Below are 19855 nucleotides of genomic sequence, written 5' to 3'. Positions count from 1 at the left end.
GAATGATCCACGGGTACTGTTTGCTTTCGAATGAACCGCTCTGGCATGAAACCAGAGTGGTCTGACATTCATTGCATTTGGTTTTGTGATTGAAAAAACCAACCTGCTAGTGCAACTGGTGGACCCAGACACTTATGCACAGAAAATAGCTTATTCACAATGGTTGGGAATTGCGGTGATTGTATTTGGTATGTTGGTGAATTTCGCCTCAGTCCTGCAATATCGACGGGGTTTGACATCACTGCGACCGCCGGAATTTATTGAAGGTTATTACACCCAGTATCCCGTATGGCTAAATCTGTTTACTGCTTTTAGCGGACTGCTTCTGATCATTTCTTTTTGGCTGCACTAAGAAGAGGGCTGGGCGCAATACAGCTCGTACAGCTTTTGCATCAGGCTCAAGACCTTGGGGTCACTCAGACGATAGAAAATCTGTTTGCCCTCACGTCGGGTGCCAACCATGTCGGCCTTACGCAGTACAGTCAGCTGTTGTGAAAGTGTAGGTTGATGAATATCGGTAGATTTTTCAATTTCCTGAACATTCATTTCCCCGTCAACCAGGACACATAAGATTTTCAGACGATCAGGATTGGCTAAAACTTTTAGGCATTGGCTGACGAAATCGACCTGTGAAAAATCAATTTTGGCATTTGCAGCAATCATATCCATAGATGTCCTTGAAACCTTTGATGTAACCCATGCAGTTTACACAATTTACCACAAAACTGCTTGATTATTATTTTTTATTATATAATATAAAAAAGTATATTGTATAGAGATTGATTCACCATGCATGACTTCCTCATCGCATTTATTGGCGGTTTAATGCTCGGACTTTCAGTGGTCGGCTATCTGTATGTCAATGGCCGTATTGCAGGAATCAGTGGTTTGGTTGGGCAGGTATTAAACCCAAAAACCGTATTTAAAACGCCTGCGATCTGGTTTTTATCAGGCTTGATCATTACACCGTTTATTTATGGTCTGTTTGTACAACCTGAAATCGAATTGAATGCCAGCCCATTGATGATGATTGTGGCAGGTCTGCTGGTAGGCTTTGGGACACGTTTGGGTTCGGGCTGTACCAGTGGTCACGGAATTTGTGGCATTAGTCGGCTGTCTAAGCGTTCTATCATCGCGACCATGACTTTTATGTTTGCAGGTTTTGTCGCTGTTTATATTATCCGTCATATCACAGGAGCATTCTAAAATGAAAAATGTGTTTGCCTTTTTATTTGGTGCGCTGTTCTCTGTGGGATTGATGGTATCGGGCATGTCCAATCCGGAAAAAGTACTCGATTTCCTGGATCTGTTTGGCGATTGGGATGCCAGTCTGGCCTTTGTGATGATGGGCGCGATTACTGTGGCCTTTATTCCCTTCCAGAAAGCATTACGTACTGCGCAACCGAAAGCAGTATTTAATGAACCTATTGATTTACCTAAAAATAATCAGATAGATAAGAAGCTGATCACGGGTGCGGTTTTATTTGGTGCAGGTTGGGGCATTGCCGGCATCTGTCCGGCGCCAAGTTTCACTTTGATCGGTTTGGGCCACTATCAAGTGCTCTATTTTATTGTAGCAATGCTGGTGGGTGTATGGATTCACCGTAAATGGTCAGGAGCTTAACGATGCCAAATTTACCTATAGTAAAAGATTTTTTTCACGAAGATACCAATACCTTCAGTTATGTTGTACGTGATCCGGCAACCAAAGCCTGCGCCATTATTGATAGCGTTCTGGATTATGATCCGGCATCAGCAAGTACATCCACTATTCATGCCGATAAAATTATTGCCTATATTAAAGAGCAGGGTTTAACGGTCGAGTGGATTCTCGAAACCCATGTCCATGCTGATCATTTAACTGCAGCGCAATATCTCAAAGAAGAACTGGGTGGCAAAATTGCCATGAGCCAGAAAATTGGTATTGTTCAGGAAACTTTTGGCGCGATTTATCATCTGGATATTAAACAATGGAATGCTCAGCAGCTCTTTGATTATTTATTTGAAGATCATGAGTCGTTCCAAATTGGAACATTGAAAGCCTATAACATTCCAACACCGGGACATACGCCTGCTTGCCTGAGTTATGTGATTGGCGATGCGGTTTTTGTGGGTGATACGTTGTTCATGCCAGATTATGGTACAGCACGTTGTGATTTTCCGCGAGGCAGCGCAGAACAGCTTTATGATTCGGTGCAAAGCCTGTTTCAGTTGCCAGAAGATACCCGGGTCTTTTTATGTCATGACTATCTGCCTGAAACACGTGAATCGTATGTGTGTGAATCTGATATACAGACGCAGAAAAAACAGAATATCCATATTCATCAGGGAATCAGTAAAGCTGAATTTGCTCAGATGCGAAATCACCGGGATTCAGGACTGAGTATGCCTAAGCTGATTCTACCGGCGATTCAGATCAATATGAAAGCAGGACAGTTTCCTGAGCCAGAACAAAACGGTGTTTCTTACCTCAAGCTTCCTCTTAACTACTTCAAATAAGCTTGTGTCGTGATTCAACAAAAAGTTCAACCTTTATTGAATAATTTTTGTGGAAAAGGGAGAGGGCGATGTGGGCATTAATACTTGAAGGGCTGGTTATCGGAGTGCTATTGGGTTTGACTGGTGCCGGTGGCGGTATTCTGGCTGTACCGGCACTGATGGCGAGTCAGGGTTGGACCGTGGCCCAAGCTGCGCCGGTGGGATTGCTTGCAGTCACGCTGTCCGCCTTGGTCGGAACGTTCGAGGGTTTGTTCAAGCGTATTGTGCGTTATCGTGCTGCGCTCTGGATCGCGCTGATCAGTATTCCTTCAGCCCGTTATGGCGTACATCTGGCTGATATCGTTTCTCCGGTCTGGCTGACGCTGGCTTTCAGTCTGGTCATGCTGATCGTGGCTTACCGGATCTTTTTTAATAAAGTGACCGATCATGGCAATGCACCGTGCAAGGTCAATCAATCGACCGGTCGTCTGATCTGGAATGTCAAAACTGCTTCGTTCCTAGCAGGTATTGGTGTTGTGGCAGGTTTATTAACCGGTCTGTTGGGGGCGGGGGGTGGTTTTGTAATTGTTCCAGCTCTGCGTAAATTCACCGACCTTGATATGCGCAGTATCGTTGCGACTTCCCTGATGATTATTTTCCTGATTGGTGGGGTCAGTATTTCTGCACACGTGCTGGATGGCTTTCAATATCCTGTTTCGGTTACGCTGACCTTTGTCCTGGCCTGTATTGTCGGGATGTTAATTGGACGCAGTCTGATGCAGCGGATTGACACTAACAAGGTACAGAAAATATTTGCCACTACCGTGGTTGGGGTGGCGATGTATTTAATCTATTCAGCGCTCATGGGCTAAATAGCCAGTTGGAAATTTAAACTCAAACGCTTTCAATCTACCTGAGCATCGTTTATACAAAATATAATTTTAATGGCCGAGGAAGAATGAAAATGATGAAAACTGCAGAGCAATTGATCCAGAATGCAAAAAGCCGGATTCAGGAAGTCAGCGTAAATGAACTGTTTGAAGCGATGCAAAACCATCAACCAATTGCTCAACCATTTTTATGTCAGCAACATGTCCATTCGATAAAGCAGAACAACTAATTTCACCAAATTGGTTCATCACGATATGTAATTTACAGCCATAAAACCAACCCATAGAACTTTTGCCACGTGATGCGATTTGGGCTAATGATTTATGCCATTGAATACGTTGATTTTTACAAACAGGTAGCGTTGTTGAATCAATCTATAAGTATTGTTTATCTTTGCCTTTCATCAAAGCTACATACAGGGCATGTAGTGCTAATTCATGCCTATTGATCAAGTGAATCATGCGTTGGCAGCAAGGCAAGTGCTTAAATAAAAAGCTTTTATCCAGCTTTAGCCATGTAAAAAAGGCTTTGAAATTATTGAAATGAGAACATTTGTACCAAATGGTGATAAAGCAGATTTCTGAAATTGTGAGCTGAGCATTTCTGATTCTTAGAGAATGATGACTTTGTTTGAGGAACTTCCAATAAGTTGCTTCAAATTTAAGAAAGAAATCATCAATTAAGCAGAATCGGTACTATTGAACATCAGGACTAGAGTTGTGAGTTTGGTTTGGTAACTCAACTGATGGCTCTAGTCCTCTTATTTTTCAAGTCAATTTCTTATCCGTGATTCGGGTTAAATTATTTAAATGATGATTCATTCTGTATTCAGATCTACATAAATTTAAAGGATACTTATTAGGGATATATTCTGTTTTAGACTTAATTCAGGATGCATAAATGAAGTACTCATTTATACAGCAGGCTTTCACTGGCCCCGTGGATATCATAGGGGATATTCATGGTGAGATTGCCGCGCTGGAACAACTGATCCAAGTATTAGGCTATGACCGGAATGGTCATCATCCTGAACAGCGTAAACTGATTTTTGTTGGTGATCTATGTGACCGGGGGCAAGACAGTGTTGCGGTGATCAAAAAGGTTAAGCAGTTGGTAGATGAAGGCTATGCACAATGTGTGATGGGTAATCATGAATTGAACCTATTGACCGATACTTTGCGGGAAGGCAATGGCTGGTTTTTTGGTTCACCGCATCAGGATGATCTGAAACCTTTTGATTCGATCCAAGCCTCAATCAAAGATCGACAATGGATTCTGGATTTTTTAAATAGCTTACCGTTGGCCTTGGAGTCGGAGCAGCTGCGTGTTGTACATGCCTGTTGGCATCAAGGATCAATTGATCAATTACGCAATTCTGGTTTTACTTCGCTTGGCGAAGCCTATGCTGATTTCGTTCAACATACAGCGCTGGATCTGCAAGCCTTAGGTATTAATGAATTCATCGAGATAGAGCAGCAACGCTACCAACACCAGTTCAAAGACCCGGCTGCAACTTTACCTTTATTGCAACATCTCGCAGAAAAAGAGCTACGTGAGCAAATGCACAATCCGATTCGGGTCATTACTTCTGGTGCGGAAAAAATCGCCTTAGAACCGATTTATGCCGGTGGAAGGTGGCGGATGATCGACCGCGTGCCATGGTGGGACAGCTATACCGACCAAATTCCAGTCATTACTGGACATTATTGGCGGAACTTTAAATCTACTGAAGAAAAAACCGGTTTACTCAAATCGATCGATGCACTGCAATGGTATGGACAGCAACAAAACGTATTTTGTGTGGATTATTCAGTGGGTAAACGCTATCTCGATCGTCAACAGGGTGTCGCGTTCAGACATCGACTCGGCGCCTTAAGATTTCCAGAAAATATCTTGAGCTTTGAAGATGGCAATCAGTATTCAGTTCAGCGGTTCTGAGAAAAGGCAATTTTCTGATACAAAAAAAGCAGCTTTTCCAGCCGCTTTTTTTACAGAATCTAGATTTTATTCTGCTTCGATTATTTCATAATCATGGGTGATTTCAACACCGCCATCAGACAGCATTTTGCTGGCAGAGCAATATTTTTCAGCAGAAAGTTCTACGGCTTTTGCGACCTGTTTCTCTTTAATCGCTTTGCCGGTCACTACAAAATGCAAGTGAATTTTCGTGAATACTGCCGGAATTGTATCTGCACGTTCAGCCTTTAATTCGCAGCGTACATCGGTAATATCCTGACGAGCCTTCTTTAAAATGGTAACAATATCAAAAGACGCACAACCGCCCAGACCCGTTAAAAGCAGTTCCATAGGACGGGGACCACGGTTTTCACCACCGTATTCAGCTGAACCATCCATGATAAGGCTATGACCACTTTGAGTTTTTGCTTCAAAAGCAACATTCTCTAACCAATGAACGCTTGTTTGCATTGCAACTACCTAAAAAAAGCTATAAATTTGTCAAGTAACTGTACACTAACATAAATTGGGTTGATACGGAATTTCAATCCCACTGTGTGACAAGTTCACATTAGGTCTTGTGCGATCTATAAATTATCCATAATCGGAACTGTTAGCATGACTTCAAACTTTTCACAATTAAGCACTGATGCGCTTTCTCCGGGGCAATTACCAGAATCCGTGAAAGCACTGTTAAAACGTGCATATATTAATCGTTATCCAAAACGTACCACGATCATTGATGCAGGATCAGAATCTAAATCTTTATATTTAATTCTGAAGGGGTCTGTATCTATCATTCTTCGTGAAGATGATGATCGTGAAATTGTCGTGGCTTATTTAAATGCGGGTGACTTCTTTGGGGAAATGGGTCTATTCGAGGTTAATCCACAACGTACTGCGGAAGTTCGTACGCGTGATGTGTGTGAAATTGCCGAAATTACCTATGAAAACTTTCACGAAATCAGCAAGCAATATCCTGATCTGAGCTATGCGGTATTTGCTCAATTAGTACGTCGTTTGAAAAATACCACACGTAAAGTCACTGATCTGGCATTTATTGATGTTTCAGGCCGCATTGCACGTTGTCTGATCGACCTGTCTTCACAGCCAGAAGCGATGATTTTGCCGAATGGCCGTCAGATTCGTATTACCCGTCAGGAAATTGGTCGCATTGTTGGCTGTTCCCGCGAAATGGTCGGACGTGTACTAAAAACCCTGGAAGAGCAGGGCATGATCGAAACCGATGGTAAAGCCATCCTGATCTTTGATGCTTCATTAGAAGAAGCATCTGAAGCAGTGGCAGATGGTGCTATAGACGAATAATCCAGATATTAAAAAGCAAATCTTCGGATTTGCTTTTTTTATGCGTCATTACTCAATACATAAAAATTTAGAACAAGCTTCTTAGAAAAGATGATTTAAGTCTCCCTTATAATTCCGATAGGCTATAGCCCACTTGATCTCAATTCACTGAATAAAATTCACAGGATGTTTTTATGCAATTCAGACCATTGGCGGATACCGGCATTTTTTTGCCAGAAATTTGTTTGGGCACCATGACCTTTGGTGAGCAGAACACACAAGAACAGGCTTTTCAGCAACTGGATTATGCTTTAGATCAGGGAGTGTATTTCTGGGATACTGCGGAAATGTACCCGGTACCGCCAAAACCTGAAACGCAGGGTGCTACCGAGCGTATTATCGGGAACTGGATCGCTGCCCGTGGTGGCCGTGACAAACTTTTTTTAGCCTCAAAAATTGCCGGACCCTCGCAAGGTGGTAGCCATATCCGGGATGGTAAAACCCGTTTCGTTGCCGATGAAATTTCAGCAGCAATTGACCAGTCATTGTCACGCCTACAAACGGATTATATTGATCTGTATCAGTTACACTGGCCGCAACGCCCAACCAATTTCTTTGGCAAGCTGGGTTATGGCAATGCTGAAGCGGCAGAAGACCGTGCCGTAACGGATCTGGAAGAAACCCTGACTGCCTTGCAGGATGAAATTAAAAAAGGCCGTATCCGTTATATTGGTCTTTCCAATGAAACCCCGTGGGGCACGATGAAATTTCTGCACCTCGCAGAGAAATTAGGTTTGTCCAAATTTGTCAGTGTACAAAACCCATATAACCTGCTGAACCGTACTTATGAAATTGGCATGTCAGAAATTGCCCATTATGAAGGTGTGGGCTTGTTGGCGTATTCACCTTTGGCATTTGGTTATCTGACCGGTAAATTCCGGCATGGTGCACGTCCTGCCAATGCGCGTGTAACACTGTTCTCCCGCTTTAGCCGTTATAGCAATCCGCAAAGTGAATGGGCAACCGAGCAATATGCCCAGCTGGCAGAACAGCATGGCTTAAGTCTTATCCAATTGGCTTTGGCCTTTATCAAGCAGCAGTTCTTTGTGACCAGTACCATTATCGGTGCGACCAATCTGGATCAGCTGAAAGAAAATATTCAGGCATTTGAAATCGATCTATCAGAAGAAATTCTTAAAGCTATTGAAGATATTCACCGTCAGCAGCCGAACCCTGCACCTTAACTTTGTGCTGATTGAAATGCACCCTCCTATGAGGGTGTTTTTATTTTAAGAATTAACAAAGTTGAGTCCACACAACCTAGATGTCAGAAATTAAAAACGGCATAATCAAATGAACATAAGAAGATGAGCTTTAAAAAATGAATCCAGAAGCCACGACATTACCAACTACAGTATTAGTGAAAGCCACGAGTCGAATAGCCGAGCAATTACAGCTTACGCAATCGGAACTTGCTGCCATTCTCGGCGTCCCGGAGCAAGAGGTATTATCGCTTGTGCAAATGGATGATTTAGCTCCGCATACGAGTGAAGGAAAACAGGCACTCGCTTTATTATCAGCAATTGTTTAAGCTTGCTGGTGGCGATTTTGAAGTAATGCGCCTTTTTATCAATTCACCCAATCGCTCTCTAGATGATCAGTTACCACGTAGGCTGATCCAAACGCCGCAAGGATTCAGCCAAGTAATCGATGTTCTGGAACGGATGCGACACATTTAAGTCGTCTTCATTGATCAGAAAGGAAATTCAATACAGGTCATCTGAACAAGCAGATAAAAATTCTATTTGGCGCTCTTGAAATCTGCTTTATATATACCAATATTATTACTGATATTTGTCTTCTAATATAAATTAAGTTTTTGAAAAATATATAAAAATGATTTGAAATTTTATCAAGTGCACCCATATATCCATCAAGTAGAAAATTTGTTGTGAGGAATAACAAGAATGCGTTTTGAAAAATTTACCAATCGCCTGCAGCAAACCCTTTCCGATGCACAATCGCTGGCCATGAGTAAGGATCATACCTCCATTGATGGGATCCATATCTTGGCCACCTTGATGGATGAAGCATCCAATGTCAGCCTGCTGCAACAGGCCGGTGCTAATCTGCGTGAGCTACAAACCAAGCTGCAAACAGCATTGAGCAATGCGGCAACCCTGACCAATCCATCAGCAGATATCAACCTCAGTCCTGAAGCGGCAAAAGTATTGCATCTGGCAGACAGCTTTGCGCAAAAAGCCGGAGATGAGTTTTTATCTACGGATTGGGTGCTGTTGGCGCTGGCAGAAACCGGAAATACCAAAACCTTATTAAATAGTATTGGCGTAAAGGCAGAGACTTTAGGCCAAGTGATTAATCAATTTCGAGGCGATGAAAAAGTCATGAGCAATAATCATGAAGATCAGCGTGATTCACTGAATAAGTACACCATTGATTTAACTGAACGTGCGTTGGCAGGCAAGCTTGATCCTGTGATTGGCCGTGATGATGAAATCCGCCGTACCATTCAGGTCTTATCACGCCGTACCAAAAATAACCCGGTACTCATCGGTGAGCCAGGGGTCGGTAAAACTGCAATCGTCGAAGGTCTGGCGCAGCGGATTATTAATGGTGAAGTGCCTGAAGGACTCAAAGGTAAACGTGTTTTATCACTTGATCTGGGTTCTTTGCTGGCCGGTGCCAAATACCGTGGTGAGTTTGAAGAACGCTTAAAAGCCGTTCTGAAAGATATTGCCAAACATGAAGGCGAAATCATCCTGTTTATCGACGAGTTGCATACGCTGGTGGGTGCCGGTAAAGGTGATGGCGCGATGGATGCCGGTAACATGCTGAAACCTGCGTTGGCCCGTGGCGAGCTGCGCTGTGTCGGTGCGACCACACTGGATGAATATCGTCAGTATATTGAAAAAGATGCAGCGCTGGAACGTCGTTTCCAGAAAGTACTGGTCGATGAGCCAAGCGTGGAAGATACCATTGCGATTCTGCGTGGTCTGAAAGATCGCTATGCCACCCATCACGGGGTACAGATTCTGGATTCCGCGATTATTGCGGCGGCGAAAATGTCACATCGTTATATCACCGACCGTCAGTTGCCGGATAAAGCTATTGACCTGATTGATGAAGCAGCATCGCGCATCAAAATGGAACTCGATTCTAAACCAGAAGCACTGGATAAACTGGAACGCCGTCTGATTCAGTTAAAAATGCAGCTGGAAGCGGTGAAAAAAGATGAAGACTCAGGTGCCAAAGCTGAGATTCAATACTTGTCCGATCAGATCGCCACAGTTGAAAAAGAGTATCATGACCTGGAAGAAGTCTGGCGTGCAGATAAAGCGCTGGTCGAAGGCAATAAAGACGTACAGATCAAACTGGATCAGGCACGTACAGCACTTGAAAAAGCGCAACGTGAAGGTGATCTGGGCGAGGCCGCGCGTTTGCAATATGGCGTGATACCAGAGTTGCAAAAGCAGCTTGAACTGGCTGAAAAAGCCGATGAAAGCGCAACGCCAAAATTGCTGCGTAACAAAGTCACCGACAATGAAATTGCTGAAGTAGTGAGTGCTGCGACCGGTATTCCGGTTGCGAAAATGCTGCAAGGCGAGCGTGACAAATTGCTACATATGGAAGAATTCCTGCATAACCGTGTAGTAGGGCAAGATGAAGCCGTGGTGGCGGTATCCAATGCAGTACGCCGTTCACGTGCCGGTCTGTCAGATCCGAACCGTCCAAGTGGGTCATTCCTGTTCCTGGGGCCAACGGGTGTCGGTAAAACAGAATTGACCAAAGCCTTGGCGAATTTCCTGTTTGACAGCGACGATGCCATGGTGCGTATCGATATGTCAGAATTTATGGAAAAACATTCGGTCAGCCGTTTGGTTGGTGCGCCTCCGGGCTATGTCGGTTATGAAGAAGGTGGGGTGCTTACTGAAGCCGTACGTCGTAAACCGTATAGTGTGATCTTGTTTGATGAAGTCGAAAAAGCGCATCCGGACGTATTTAACATCTTGCTACAGGTACTGGATGATGGCCGTTTAACTGACTCGCAAGGCCGGGTAGTGGACTTTAAAAACTCTGTGATCGTCATGACTTCGAACCTGGGTTCGCAGGATGTACGTGAATTGGGCGGTAATGCCACTAAAGAAGAAGTCCGTACGGTGGTGATGAATGCGGTATCGGAACATTTCCGTCCGGAATTTATCAACCGTATTGATGAACTGGTAGTGTTCCATGCGCTGGAAAAAGACCAGATTCGCGGTATTGCCGATATCCAGTTGGACCGTTTACGTCAACGTCTGGCAGAACGCGATATGCGCTTGTCGGTAGATGACAGCGCTTTCGATCAGCTGATCGAGGCCGGTTTTGATCCATTGTATGGAGCACGTCCACTGAAACGTGCAATCCAGCAGCGGATTGAAAATGGTCTGGCGCAGAAAATCCTGGGCGGAGAATTCCAGCCGGGCGATACCATTCTGGTGAAAGCTGAAGCAGGTGAGTTAATCTTTGAAAAAATGAAACTTAACTAAACCGCTTCTCCTTGCAACAAAAAACCCAGCCTAGGCTGGGTTTTTTTTAATCTTATTTTAAACTTCGAGCATTGCAACACTTTTGTATTCTTGTTGCGGCGAGCTTTAAAGCATGGCTTAAAAATCAGCTCAGGGAAAATAAAGAAGATATCAATCGTGATAAAGACAGTTAATTCATCATCAAATTACACTTGCGGATGACGGATTTTCCAGGCACGGTGAATCTTTTGATTCCGCTTGAAGTCAGGTCCAATGGTTTCCTGGGTAATTTCTTCAACATCAAAGAACGCCAGAATTTCTTCATCCATCTCAAAACCACGATAGTTATTTGAGAAATACAAAGTACCATCAGTCGTTAAGCGGTTCATGGCACGTTTTAACAGGGATAAATGGTCACGCTGTACGTCAAAAGTCCCGTAGAATTTCTTCGAGTTCGAGAATGTTGGTGGATCAATGAAGATCAGCTCATATTGCTCATGACCTTCTTTCAGCCATTCGAAACAGTCAGAGGCAAAGAACTGATGCTGTTCATCTGCATGATCTACGGTTAGGCCGTTCAAGACAAAGTTTTCTTTTGACCAGTTCAAATAAGTATTCGACAGATCGACGCTGGTCGTGCTTGCAGCACCGCCCAAGGCAGCATGTAAACTTGCGGTTGAGGTATAGCTGTACAGGTTCAGGAAGTGTTTGCCTTTGGCTTCACGTGCAATACGTAAACGCATTTGACGGTGGTCCAGGAACAGACCGGTATCCAGGTAATCGGTCAGGTTGACCAGAATCTTGGCCTTGCCTTCCTGTACGATAAAACGCTTGGATGCTGTACTTTGTTTGGTGTACTGGTTTTTACCTTCCTGACGCGCACGCGTTTTGATAAAGATCGCATCACGACCCAGACCTGTTACTGCACGAATCGCTTGTAGTGCCAGGTTAAAACGTTTCTTGGCTTTTTCCGGATCAATGGTTTTAGGTGGCGCATATTCTTGTACATGCAAACGCTCGCCATACAAATCTACTGCGACGTTAAAGTCAGGTAAATCTGCATCATAGAGACGTAAACAATGGATCTGTTCCTTGACTGCCCATTTTTTTAGAGCTTGCATGTTTTTGGTCAGACGGTTGGCAAACTCCATCGCACCTTCAATCGGCTCAAACTGCTGAGGCTGCCAGCTTTCTAGGAATGGACGTACCACAGCGGCCGGTTTAACCGTACCGAAGCGGATATAGATCGGCAATTTACCATTCATCAAACGCAGGATTTGCGGATCATTAAAGGCCAGCACATCGGCCTGTTCCACTTGTGAGGCAATCACAGCCGCTTTTTGATTCGGGAAATTCTTTTGCAATAAAGCTGATAAACCGAGGTATAAAGAACGGTTCTGGGCTTTATCACCGAGACGTTCGCCATAAGGCGGGTTGGTCACGAAGAATACTTTCTTGCCTTCTGCATGGAAATCAGGCCAGTCATTTAAAGTCCGTTCTTCGATCATGATATTGTCGAGTGCGGATTCAAAACCCGCCGCGATAATATTTTGTCTGGTGGCTTTCACAGCTTCCCAGTCTGCATCGAAGGCATAGAATTGCGGTAATGGATTTTCCATTGCGGCTTGGTGGCGTTCAGCAGCTTCTGCCTTGATGCTCATCCAGAGTTCATGGTCATGACCATTCCAGCCATTAAAACCGAAACGGCGTACCAGGCCAGGCGCACGGTCGGTCAGGATCATCAGTGATTCAATAATGAATGTTCCTGAACCACACATTGGATCGACAATGATGTCCGGATTTAACGCTTTTAAACCACCTTTTTGCAGAATCGCAGCGGCCAGGTTTTCCTTGATTGGGGCGTCAGTCATAAAGCGGCGATAACCGCGTTTATGCAAAGAGTCGCCAGACAGGTCCAGGCAGTAAGTATGTTCTTTCTTGCCTGCCAGAATATACATGGTAATTTCAGGCTGTTTGGTATCAATGCTTGGACGTTTGCCTACGGCTTCCATAAAGGAATCTACGACACCATCTTTGGCACGTAAAGTCGCAAACTGGGTATTGACCTTGATATCACGTTCGACATGCAAACGAATCGCAAAGGTACTTTGTGGTGCAAAAATCAGCGACCAGTCAAAGCTGAGAGCCCCTTCATAGAGTTCTTCTGCCACATCACGGGCATCATGAGAAAATTCAATTTCATGCGTGTGGATCGGCATCAAGACACGTGAAGCCAGACGTGACCACATGCAGATACGATAAGCATTTTCCAGTGTACCTTTAAAGGTTAAACGGCCTGGAAAACGCTCAATATTCTGAACACCTAAGCCTTGTATTTCTTCTTCTAATAAGGTTTCCAGACCATCGGCACAGGTGACCCAATAATTGCTTAAACGTGGAGAGGTATTCATATAATAGAGAGACCAAAAAAGATAAATAAAAAACTGCGCTAAGTTTACCGTATTTTTATATTGAAAGCTTTTGAAATTCTCTGAAAGGCCGTGGCATGTGATAGAGAAAAATAATATTCACACTATAAATTGAGGAACTGGTATGCATTTTGCTCTATACATGGCAAATCAGGCGGTCAGTCGATGGGGAGCGATGGCTGCCTGATTTTTCAATTTTATAATGGGGGTTAAGATGTTAGAGAATCAGTTACGCAACCATGACGCTTTTTCAGTGGCCACTTTAATCTATGCGCGTTTACGACGTGTTTCAGGTCGGGTGATTGATGCAATTTATCTGGCAGAGAACCTGGATTATGCCCGGCATGTGATTCAACTGGCAGAGCAGACTCAAGACCCAGATTTGAATCATCTGATCCAGCGCCTGAAAATGGTACTGGAGATTTCGGAAACAGCACAAGATTCACCAACAGAATCTGCACACCCAAGCCAGCAGGAAGGGCTGATCTCGGTCGAACCGGATGAAGACGATATCTATCGTGCACAGGTGTCACATCGTTATATTGGTGCACTGCGTTAAACCTGAGATGGGTGTGAATGCTCCAGACTGAAGCGCCCGTTGGTTTTGTACTTAAAATCAGCAAGATGCAAATCGGGTTAAATTATCTTATTGAAAAAATACAAAGGAATCTGATTTTTTATTTTTATTGTTCAGATGCTTTTTGTACAAGTAGCAGCATGGCCAACTATAAAAATTCGCCAATCTCTGTATAATATGTTGACTTAACGCATAAGGAATCTCTCATGCACTTGGCGGCATTGCATACACCGAGCCAGATTCAACTCAATAAAGAAGGTAATCTAAAACACTTCTTGACCATCGAAGGTCTTTCTAAAGAAACCCTGACAAAAATATTGGACACTGCACAGTCCTTTTTTAATGACCAAAATCAGCTGATCACCAATAATTTGCTCGAAGGCAAAACGGTGATGAACCTGTTCTTCGAAAATTCAACCCGTACCCGCACCACCTTTGAAGCCGCTGCCAAGCGCCTTTCTGCCAACGTTCTCAATATCGATATTGCCCGTTCGAGTACTTCCAAAGGTGAAACCCTGCGTGACACCTTATGGAATCTGGAAGCCATGGCGGCCGATATTTTCGTGGTGCGTCATTCATCTTCAGGGGCAGCGCATTTTATTGCCAAGGATGTCTGTCCAACAGTGGCAATTATTAATGCCGGTGATGGCCGTCATGCGCATCCGACTCAAGCGATGCTGGACATGCTGACCATTCGCCGCGAAACCAATAAAAAATTCGAAGAAATGTCGATTGCCATTATTGGCGATATCAAGCATTCACGTGTCGCGCGTTCAGATGTAGCCGCCTTGCAAACTTTAGGCTGTCAGGATATCCGGGTGATTGCACCGAATACCTTGCTGCCATTAGGCTTTGAAGAATATGGCGATGGTGTTCGTCTATTTAACAATATGGAAGACGGCATCAAAGACTGCGACGTGATCATTACCTTACGTATTCAAAACGAGCGGATTGATTCTCCGGCACTGGCCTCGCAAGCTGAGTTCTACAAAATGTATGGCTTGAATAAAGAACGTCTTGCCATGGCCAAACCGGATTGTATCGTGATGCATCCGGGACCAATGAACCGCGGCGTTGAAATCGACTCAAGTATTGCGGATGGTCCGCAATCTGTGATTTTGAAGCAGGTGACCAATGGCATTGCAGTGCGTATGGCGGTGTTGGCTTTATCGATGCAAGGCCAGTTACAAGAACAAGGTTTGATTGAAGCGATTGCGGGTTAAGGAATAAGTCATGACTATTGTAAAAATTGAAAATGTCCGTGTTCTTGATCCAATCCAAAACACTAATTCTATCCAGACTGTGTATCTGGAAAATGGCAAATTCGTTGCAGAAACAGCGGATGTCTCTGAAACGATAGATGGTCAAGGCAAATGGTTAATGCCAACCATGGTCGATTTGTGTGCGCGTTTACGTGAACCAGGTCAACAGCAACATGGTACGCTTAAGTCTGAAGGAAAAGCGGCACGTGAAAATGGCATTTTGCACGTATTTACGCCACCCGATTCAAAACCAATCGTACAAGATAATGGCGCACTGATTCACGGCCTGGTTGAAAAAGCCATGCTGGATGGTGGGATATATCTTCAAGTGATTGGTGCACAAACCCAAGGCTTAAATGGTCAACAACCGGCAAATATGGCGGGCTTGAAAAAGGGTGGTTGTACTGCCGTCTCCAATGCCAGTGCGTCGTTTGCCAATGATGATGTGGTACTGCGTACCCTTGAATATGCTGCAGGTTTAGACCTGACGGTGGTGTTCTATGCAGAAGAACCACAAATTGCCAAAGACGGCTGTGTACATGAAGGCTTTATTGCTTCACGTCAAGGCTTGCCGATGATTCCGGCACTGGCTGAAACCGTGGCGATTGCCAAATATCTGTTGATGATTGAATCAACCAAAGTACGAGCACACTTTGGTCTGTTGTCTTGCGGTGCATCAGTCGAATTGATCCGTATTGCCAAGGAAAAAGGCTTGCCGGTGACCTGTGATGTGGCCATGCATCAGTTACATCTGACCGATCATTTGATTGATGGATTTAATTCACTGGCACATGTACGTCCGCCGCTTCGTTCTGAACAGGACAAAGAATTATTGCGCCAAGGTGTGAAATCAGGCGTGATTGATGCGATCTGTACCCATCATGAACCACTAAGCAGCTCTGCGAAAATGGCGCCGTTTGCTGAAACGCAGCCAGGTTTCACTGCTTTTGATACCTATGTACCTTTTGGTCTGCAACTGATTCGTGAGGGATTGTTGACTCCACTGGAATGGGTGGAAAAAGTGACCTTAGCTCCGGCACGTGTTGCACAAATGGCAGATCGATGGATAAATGAATCAGGCTGGGTGTTGCTAGATCCGGAACTGGAATGGACCCTGAATAAAGAAAGTATCGTGTCACAAGGTAAAAATACCCCGTTAATTAATCAAAAAGTGCTGGGTAAAGTGGTTCAAACTTTTGCTGCTTAAGTGATCCCAATTTTATAAAAGTCAGCTTCGGCTGGCTTTTTTTATTTTTTAAATTTTGTGTTGGTAAAATGAGTACTCAATAAAAATAGTGAAACTTTATGATATTCATACAATTATTTACATTTTAAAAAAATGGGGATCGTTACACTGATTAAATATTAAACATTAGAAAAATCAAAAGAATGGTGACGATTATGAATATAGACTTTATAGAACGCTTAAAAAGCGATGTTACGGCGATTGTGCTTCAAGGTGAAACCGAGCATTTATTTGCCAAAGATCAAGCTTTGGCTCAATTCTATCCCATATTTTTAAGTATATTACGTTCACGTCCCGCCTGGATCGAGAATCTTGGTCAGCAACTTAATCCAAAAATTCATGAATTATTCAATGCAAACCCGGCACTCAAGCAGCAGTTTCTAAATCAACTCGATCAGAGCGCGCCGCAAGATGAAATAGAGCATACCTTGAACCGGTCAATTGTACCGACTATGAATTTTTTACAGACCGAAGCGGGTGCTTCAAGTCCGGAAGCGATTAGCCATTTGCTGGAAACCCACGCCGATTCGATTCAGCGCGCATTACCCGTCTGGGCTGGCCCTATTCTGGCAGCGCTTGGAGTTTCACCCTTGGCAGGGCAGAATTTAAATCAGGAACCTGTATTGGCGGAGCAGACCATCATTGTTCAGGAAGAGAGAAAAACCGGCTTTTTATGGCCGTTTATTATTTTTCTGATCTTAGCGGGTTTGATCCTGTTTCTGGTTCGTAGCTGCATGCAGGATGAGGTTGAAGATTCAAATACCCAGGCAACGAGCGAAGTTGCCGCAGCTCAGCCTGCATCCTTGCGATTAAGTACCGGCAGCAATGGCGAAATTGTCAGTTGCCAATTACAGCTGAATAATCCGCAGTATATGGAAATTCTACAAAACGAGATTAAACAGATCTTTAATTATAATATTGGCTGTGGCGCGCTGAGCAGTGAGGTTTATCATTCAGAATTCACCGATCAAGATACTATTCCGACTGTTTTGAGAACCATTCAGGGAATGCCAAATGTGTCACTGGACTGGATTGGCAATCAGGTTTCAGTGCGTGCAGCAACCAATGCAGAGGCCGAGCGTCTGGCAGCACAAATTCGTAGTCTGGCCAAAAATGTCACAGTGGTGACCCAGCAGCCGCTCAATAGAAGTGACGTGATTAATACCGCCAATAGTGAGGCAGAACAAGCCTTGGCCAGTATCAAGACCGATAATGTTAAAGCGCTGGATGTGGCGACTGCACTGAATTTACAGATCATTAATTTTGATACGGCATCGACTGAAGTTCCCGAGGTCAATAAATTGGTGCTGGATCAGGCTGCTGCATTATTGCAACGAGCACCGCATGTCATTCTGAAGGTTACAGGACATGCCGATGCTCAGGGTAGTGAAGCAGAAAATAAGGTGCTGTCTGTGCAACGAGCTCAAGCGATTACCAGTTATCTCGTTGGAAAAGGGGTCAATCCTGCACAGTTACAGGCAGTTGGCATGGGAGAGGATCAGCCGGTTGAACCCAATGCCACACCTGCCGGACAGTTTCAGAATCGTCGCGTGACCTTTGAGGTCGTGAATACCGAAACGGGAATTGTACGTGAAGTAGATGATGAAGGTGTAGTTGAGAAGACAGGAAATTAAGAGAGCGGCCTAAATAAAAAAGGACGAATTTTCGTCCTTTTTTATTATCTTAAATTAAGAAAATACCGGCGGGCTATAAGTCAATGTCCGACCAAGGAACCACAGCAGGAACAGTACCAAAGGCAGATGGAAAATCAGCTGGGTCACCGTAAATCCAATCACATCTTTGGCTTTTAATTTCAGGATACCCAACATCGGAAGCATAAAGAATGGATTAATCAGATTCGGCAAGGCTTCTGCCGCATTATAAATCTGTACCGACCAGCCCAGATGCACTTTCAGGTCATGCGCAGCCTGCATCACATAGGGCGCTTCGATAATCCATTTCCCTCCGCCAGAAGGAATAAAGAAACCCAGAATCGCCGAGTATAAGCCCATCACAATGGCAAAGGTTTCCTGCGAGGCAATGGAAACAAAGAACTCGGCAATGTAATGTGACAATGACAGATCGGCCGGGTTTAGCGCATTGGTCATCATAAAGGCAATACTGCCATACAGCGGAAACTGGATCAGTACCCCAGAAATGGCGGGTACGGCTTTGGATACCGCATTCAGGAAATTTCGCGGTGTACCGTGTAAGGCCACGCCCAAAATCAGGAAGATAAAGTTATAGGTATTTAAGCTGGAAATGGCCAGAATCGGATTGCTTTTGGAAAATTCGTTAAACATCCAGACTGCGCCCAGAATCACAATCAGAATGCTTAAAATGGGTGAATTTTCCAGCCAATCCCCCGGTCTTTTTTCGGCAGATACTTCCGGTTTTTCTTCTTCAATCTGAATCGGAAAGTGCTCAATGGTTTTAATGTCAGACCCTTTAGGTGCTGACCAGTAAGCAATCGCAATTGAAGCTACAATCAGTACCGCCGTCATGATCATGGATTGCGGCAGGAAAATGGTTTCGGTAAATGGAATCACGCCCGTCAGATTATAAATCGGTTCAGGCAGACTGCTTTTATTGGCCTGTAACTGTGCAGCTGAAGAACTGATCCCCAGTGCCCAGGTCGCACCCATCCCGATAATCGCGGCAGCCGCAGCAGCGCGGTAATCCATGTTAAGCTCTTTACGCTGTGCCAGTGCAATCACTAGGAGTGCAGTCAGTACAGTACTCATGGCCCAGTTAATCAGGGAAATTAACAGGCTGACCGTGGCGACCAGGACAATCGCACCACGACCGGAATGTGGCAGGCGCGCCATTTTCTGGATCAGAAGCTGGACAGGCTTAGATACGGAAACCACATAACCGACCACGATCAGCATGCACATCTGCAAGGTAAAGGGAATCAGGCTCCAGAAGCCGTCTCCAAAGGAAATCGCGACATCCTGTGCGGGTGCACCAATTCCGATGGCGGCAATCGCCACAATGATGACGCCAAGCAGGGCAAAAATATAAGAATCCGGAAACCATTTTTCAGACCAGTCGCTGACGCGCAAGGCGAAGCGCTGCAAAATATTTTGTTGAGTTTGCATGATTAAAATCCATTTATTCTGCGATTATTATTTTGAAATGAAACATCTATATATAAAAAAGCCCTTAAGATGCTTCATTCTTAA

The 19855-nt window shown here is 44.3% G+C and carries 18 protein-coding genes and 2 pseudogenes; 15 read left to right on the top strand and 5 right to left on the bottom strand.

The annotated features are described in order from the left end of the window. Nucleotides 1–40: 40 nt before the first annotated feature. Nucleotides 41–352, top strand: a pseudogene (locus FTV42_RS12060) (DUF202 domain-containing protein). On the opposite strand, the gene FTV42_RS12055 reads toward FTV42_RS12060, so the two are convergent. After that, nucleotides 349–669: a metalloregulator ArsR/SmtB family transcription factor gene (locus tag FTV42_RS12055; RefSeq protein WP_180038909.1), complete on the bottom strand. Its 321-nt coding sequence runs from the start codon at nt 667–669 to the stop codon at nt 349–351. The pseudogene FTV42_RS12060 and the gene FTV42_RS12055 overlap by 4 nt on opposite strands. Before the next feature lie 120 nt (nt 670–789). On the opposite strand from FTV42_RS12055, the gene FTV42_RS12050 reads away from it, so the two are divergent. From FTV42_RS12050 to FTV42_RS12035, 4 genes are all read left to right on the top strand, one after another. Next, complete coding sequence (locus FTV42_RS12050; protein ID WP_005251416.1) at nt 790–1206, top strand: YeeE/YedE family protein; 417 nt, start codon at nt 790–792, stop codon at nt 1204–1206. Nucleotide 1207: 1 nt separating this feature from the next. After that, on the top strand, nt 1208–1624 hold the full coding sequence (locus FTV42_RS12045; RefSeq protein WP_180038908.1) for a DUF6691 family protein: 417 nt from the start codon (nt 1208–1210) through the stop codon (nt 1622–1624). A gap of 2 nt (nt 1625–1626) precedes the next feature. Next, nucleotides 1627–2499: an MBL fold metallo-hydrolase gene (locus FTV42_RS12040; protein WP_180038907.1), complete on the top strand. Its 873-nt coding sequence runs from the start codon at nt 1627–1629 to the stop codon at nt 2497–2499. Between the two features lie 68 nt (nt 2500–2567). Further along, a complete protein-coding gene (locus tag FTV42_RS12035; protein ID WP_180038906.1) occupies nt 2568–3350 on the top strand; it encodes a sulfite exporter TauE/SafE family protein in 783 nt (260 codons plus the stop codon). 168 nt (nt 3351–3518) lie between these two features. Here the strand turns inward: FTV42_RS12035 and FTV42_RS12025 are convergent. Continuing rightward, nucleotides 3519–4049, bottom strand: a pseudogene (locus FTV42_RS12025) (transposase); the annotation flags it as partial. 220 nt (nt 4050–4269) lie between these two features. On the opposite strand from FTV42_RS12025, the gene FTV42_RS12020 reads away from it, so the two are divergent. Next, on the top strand, nt 4270–5307 hold the full coding sequence (locus FTV42_RS12020) for a metallophosphoesterase (protein WP_180038905.1): 1038 nt from the start codon (nt 4270–4272) through the stop codon (nt 5305–5307). Nucleotides 5308–5373: 66 nt separating this feature from the next. Here the strand turns inward: FTV42_RS12020 and FTV42_RS12015 are convergent, their stop codons facing one another. Beyond that, nucleotides 5374–5796: an OsmC family protein gene (locus FTV42_RS12015; RefSeq protein ID WP_004280142.1), complete on the bottom strand. Its 423-nt coding sequence runs from the start codon at nt 5794–5796 to the stop codon at nt 5374–5376. Nucleotides 5797–5943: 147 nt separating this feature from the next. Between FTV42_RS12015 and crp the strand changes: the two genes are divergently transcribed. From crp to clpB, 5 genes are all read left to right on the top strand, one after another. Beyond that, nucleotides 5944–6651, top strand: coding sequence for a cAMP-activated global transcriptional regulator CRP (gene crp, locus FTV42_RS12010; RefSeq protein WP_004280141.1), 708 nt, complete (start codon nt 5944–5946; stop codon nt 6649–6651). Nucleotides 6652–6824: 173 nt separating this feature from the next. Then, nucleotides 6825–7874 (top strand): NADP(H)-dependent aldo-keto reductase, encoded by a 1050-nt coding sequence (locus tag FTV42_RS12005; protein ID WP_180038904.1) that lies wholly within the window; start codon nt 6825–6827, stop codon nt 7872–7874. Between the two features lie 137 nt (nt 7875–8011). Continuing rightward, the gene (locus FTV42_RS17595; RefSeq protein WP_005107328.1) at nt 8012–8221 is read left to right on the top strand and encodes an antitoxin Xre-like helix-turn-helix domain-containing protein; all 210 of its coding nucleotides are present in this window, start codon (nt 8012–8014) and stop codon (nt 8219–8221) included. Nucleotides 8222–8246: 25 nt separating this feature from the next. Then, entirely contained in the window at nt 8247–8369 is a 123-nt protein-coding gene (locus tag FTV42_RS17590) for an MbcA/ParS/Xre antitoxin family protein (RefSeq protein WP_243474838.1), read from the top strand. A gap of 228 nt (nt 8370–8597) precedes the next feature. Continuing rightward, a complete protein-coding gene (gene clpB, locus FTV42_RS11995) occupies nt 8598–11177 on the top strand; it encodes an ATP-dependent chaperone ClpB (RefSeq protein WP_004280137.1) in 2580 nt (859 codons plus the stop codon). A 185-nt stretch (nt 11178–11362) separates the two neighbouring features. On the opposite strand, the gene rlmKL is transcribed toward clpB, so the two are convergent. Next, nucleotides 11363–13567, bottom strand: a complete 2205-nt coding sequence (rlmKL, locus tag FTV42_RS11990; protein WP_180038903.1) for a bifunctional 23S rRNA (guanine(2069)-N(7))-methyltransferase RlmK/23S rRNA (guanine(2445)-N(2))-methyltransferase RlmL — start codon at nt 13565–13567, stop codon at nt 11363–11365. A gap of 232 nt (nt 13568–13799) precedes the next feature. Here rlmKL and FTV42_RS11985 point away from each other — a divergent pair, with 232 nt between their 5' ends. From FTV42_RS11985 to FTV42_RS11970, 4 genes are all read left to right on the top strand, one after another. Beyond that, entirely contained in the window at nt 13800–14144 is a 345-nt protein-coding gene (locus tag FTV42_RS11985) for a hypothetical protein (RefSeq protein WP_004280135.1), read from the top strand. Nucleotides 14145–14368: 224 nt separating this feature from the next. After that, on the top strand, nt 14369–15385 hold the full coding sequence (locus FTV42_RS11980) for an aspartate carbamoyltransferase catalytic subunit (RefSeq protein WP_004280134.1): 1017 nt from the start codon (nt 14369–14371) through the stop codon (nt 15383–15385). 10 nt (nt 15386–15395) lie between these two features. Beyond that, nucleotides 15396–16631 carry a dihydroorotase gene (locus tag FTV42_RS11975; protein WP_180038902.1) on the top strand — a complete coding sequence of 412 codons (1236 nt, stop codon included), beginning with the start codon at nt 15396–15398 and terminating at the stop codon, nt 16629–16631. 182 nt (nt 16632–16813) lie between these two features. After that, a complete protein-coding gene (locus FTV42_RS11970) occupies nt 16814–18304 on the top strand; it encodes an OmpA family protein (RefSeq protein WP_180038901.1) in 1491 nt (496 codons plus the stop codon). A gap of 54 nt (nt 18305–18358) precedes the next feature. Here FTV42_RS11970 and FTV42_RS11965 read toward each other — a convergent pair whose 3' ends face one another. Next, the gene (locus tag FTV42_RS11965; RefSeq protein ID WP_004646585.1) at nt 18359–19771 is read right to left on the bottom strand and encodes a short-chain fatty acid transporter; all 1413 of its coding nucleotides are present in this window, start codon (nt 19769–19771) and stop codon (nt 18359–18361) included. Nucleotides 19772–19855 lie beyond the last annotated feature (84 nt).

The sequence above is a fragment of the Acinetobacter sp. YH16052 genome, from assembly GCF_013417155.1.
Taxonomy (GTDB): domain Bacteria; phylum Pseudomonadota; class Gammaproteobacteria; order Pseudomonadales; family Moraxellaceae; genus Acinetobacter.
Note: the sequence above shows the minus strand (reverse complement) of the source record. Positions and strands in the feature narration are given on the sequence as shown.

What these genes read in the sequence shown, in the direction of transcription:
- crp (WP_004280141.1), top strand. Translation starts at nt 5,944, where the DNA reads ATGACTTCAAACTTTTCACAATTAAGCACTGATGCGCTTTCTCCGGGG.
- FTV42_RS11980 (WP_004280134.1), top strand. Translation starts at nt 14,369, where the DNA reads ATGCACTTGGCGGCATTGCATACACCGAGCCAGATTCAACTCAATAAA.
- FTV42_RS12020 (WP_180038905.1), top strand. Translation starts at nt 4,270, where the DNA reads ATGAAGTACTCATTTATACAGCAGGCTTTCACTGGCCCCGTGGATATC.
- FTV42_RS12015 (WP_004280142.1), bottom strand. Translation starts at nt 5,796, where the DNA reads ATGCAAACAAGCGTTCATTGGTTAGAGAATGTTGCTTTTGAAGCAAAA.
- FTV42_RS11970 (WP_180038901.1), top strand. Translation starts at nt 16,814, where the DNA reads ATGGTGACGATTATGAATATAGACTTTATAGAACGCTTAAAAAGCGAT.
- FTV42_RS12040 (WP_180038907.1), top strand. Translation starts at nt 1,627, where the DNA reads ATGCCAAATTTACCTATAGTAAAAGATTTTTTTCACGAAGATACCAAT.
- FTV42_RS12045 (WP_180038908.1), top strand. Translation starts at nt 1,208, where the DNA reads ATGAAAAATGTGTTTGCCTTTTTATTTGGTGCGCTGTTCTCTGTGGGA.
- FTV42_RS12005 (WP_180038904.1), top strand. Translation starts at nt 6,825, where the DNA reads ATGCAATTCAGACCATTGGCGGATACCGGCATTTTTTTGCCAGAAATT.
- rlmKL (WP_180038903.1), bottom strand. Translation starts at nt 13,567, where the DNA reads ATGAATACCTCTCCACGTTTAAGCAATTATTGGGTCACCTGTGCCGAT.
- FTV42_RS12050 (WP_005251416.1), top strand. Translation starts at nt 790, where the DNA reads ATGCATGACTTCCTCATCGCATTTATTGGCGGTTTAATGCTCGGACTT.
- FTV42_RS11965 (WP_004646585.1), bottom strand. Translation starts at nt 19,771, where the DNA reads ATGCAAACTCAACAAAATATTTTGCAGCGCTTCGCCTTGCGCGTCAGC.
- clpB (WP_004280137.1), top strand. Translation starts at nt 8,598, where the DNA reads ATGCGTTTTGAAAAATTTACCAATCGCCTGCAGCAAACCCTTTCCGAT.
- FTV42_RS11985 (WP_004280135.1), top strand. Translation starts at nt 13,800, where the DNA reads ATGTTAGAGAATCAGTTACGCAACCATGACGCTTTTTCAGTGGCCACT.
- FTV42_RS11975 (WP_180038902.1), top strand. Translation starts at nt 15,396, where the DNA reads ATGACTATTGTAAAAATTGAAAATGTCCGTGTTCTTGATCCAATCCAA.
- FTV42_RS17595 (WP_005107328.1), top strand. Translation starts at nt 8,012, where the DNA reads ATGAATCCAGAAGCCACGACATTACCAACTACAGTATTAGTGAAAGCC.
- FTV42_RS17590 (WP_243474838.1), top strand. Translation starts at nt 8,247, where the DNA reads ATGCGCCTTTTTATCAATTCACCCAATCGCTCTCTAGATGATCAGTTA.
- FTV42_RS12035 (WP_180038906.1), top strand. Translation starts at nt 2,568, where the DNA reads ATGTGGGCATTAATACTTGAAGGGCTGGTTATCGGAGTGCTATTGGGT.
- FTV42_RS12055 (WP_180038909.1), bottom strand. Translation starts at nt 669, where the DNA reads ATGGATATGATTGCTGCAAATGCCAAAATTGATTTTTCACAGGTCGAT.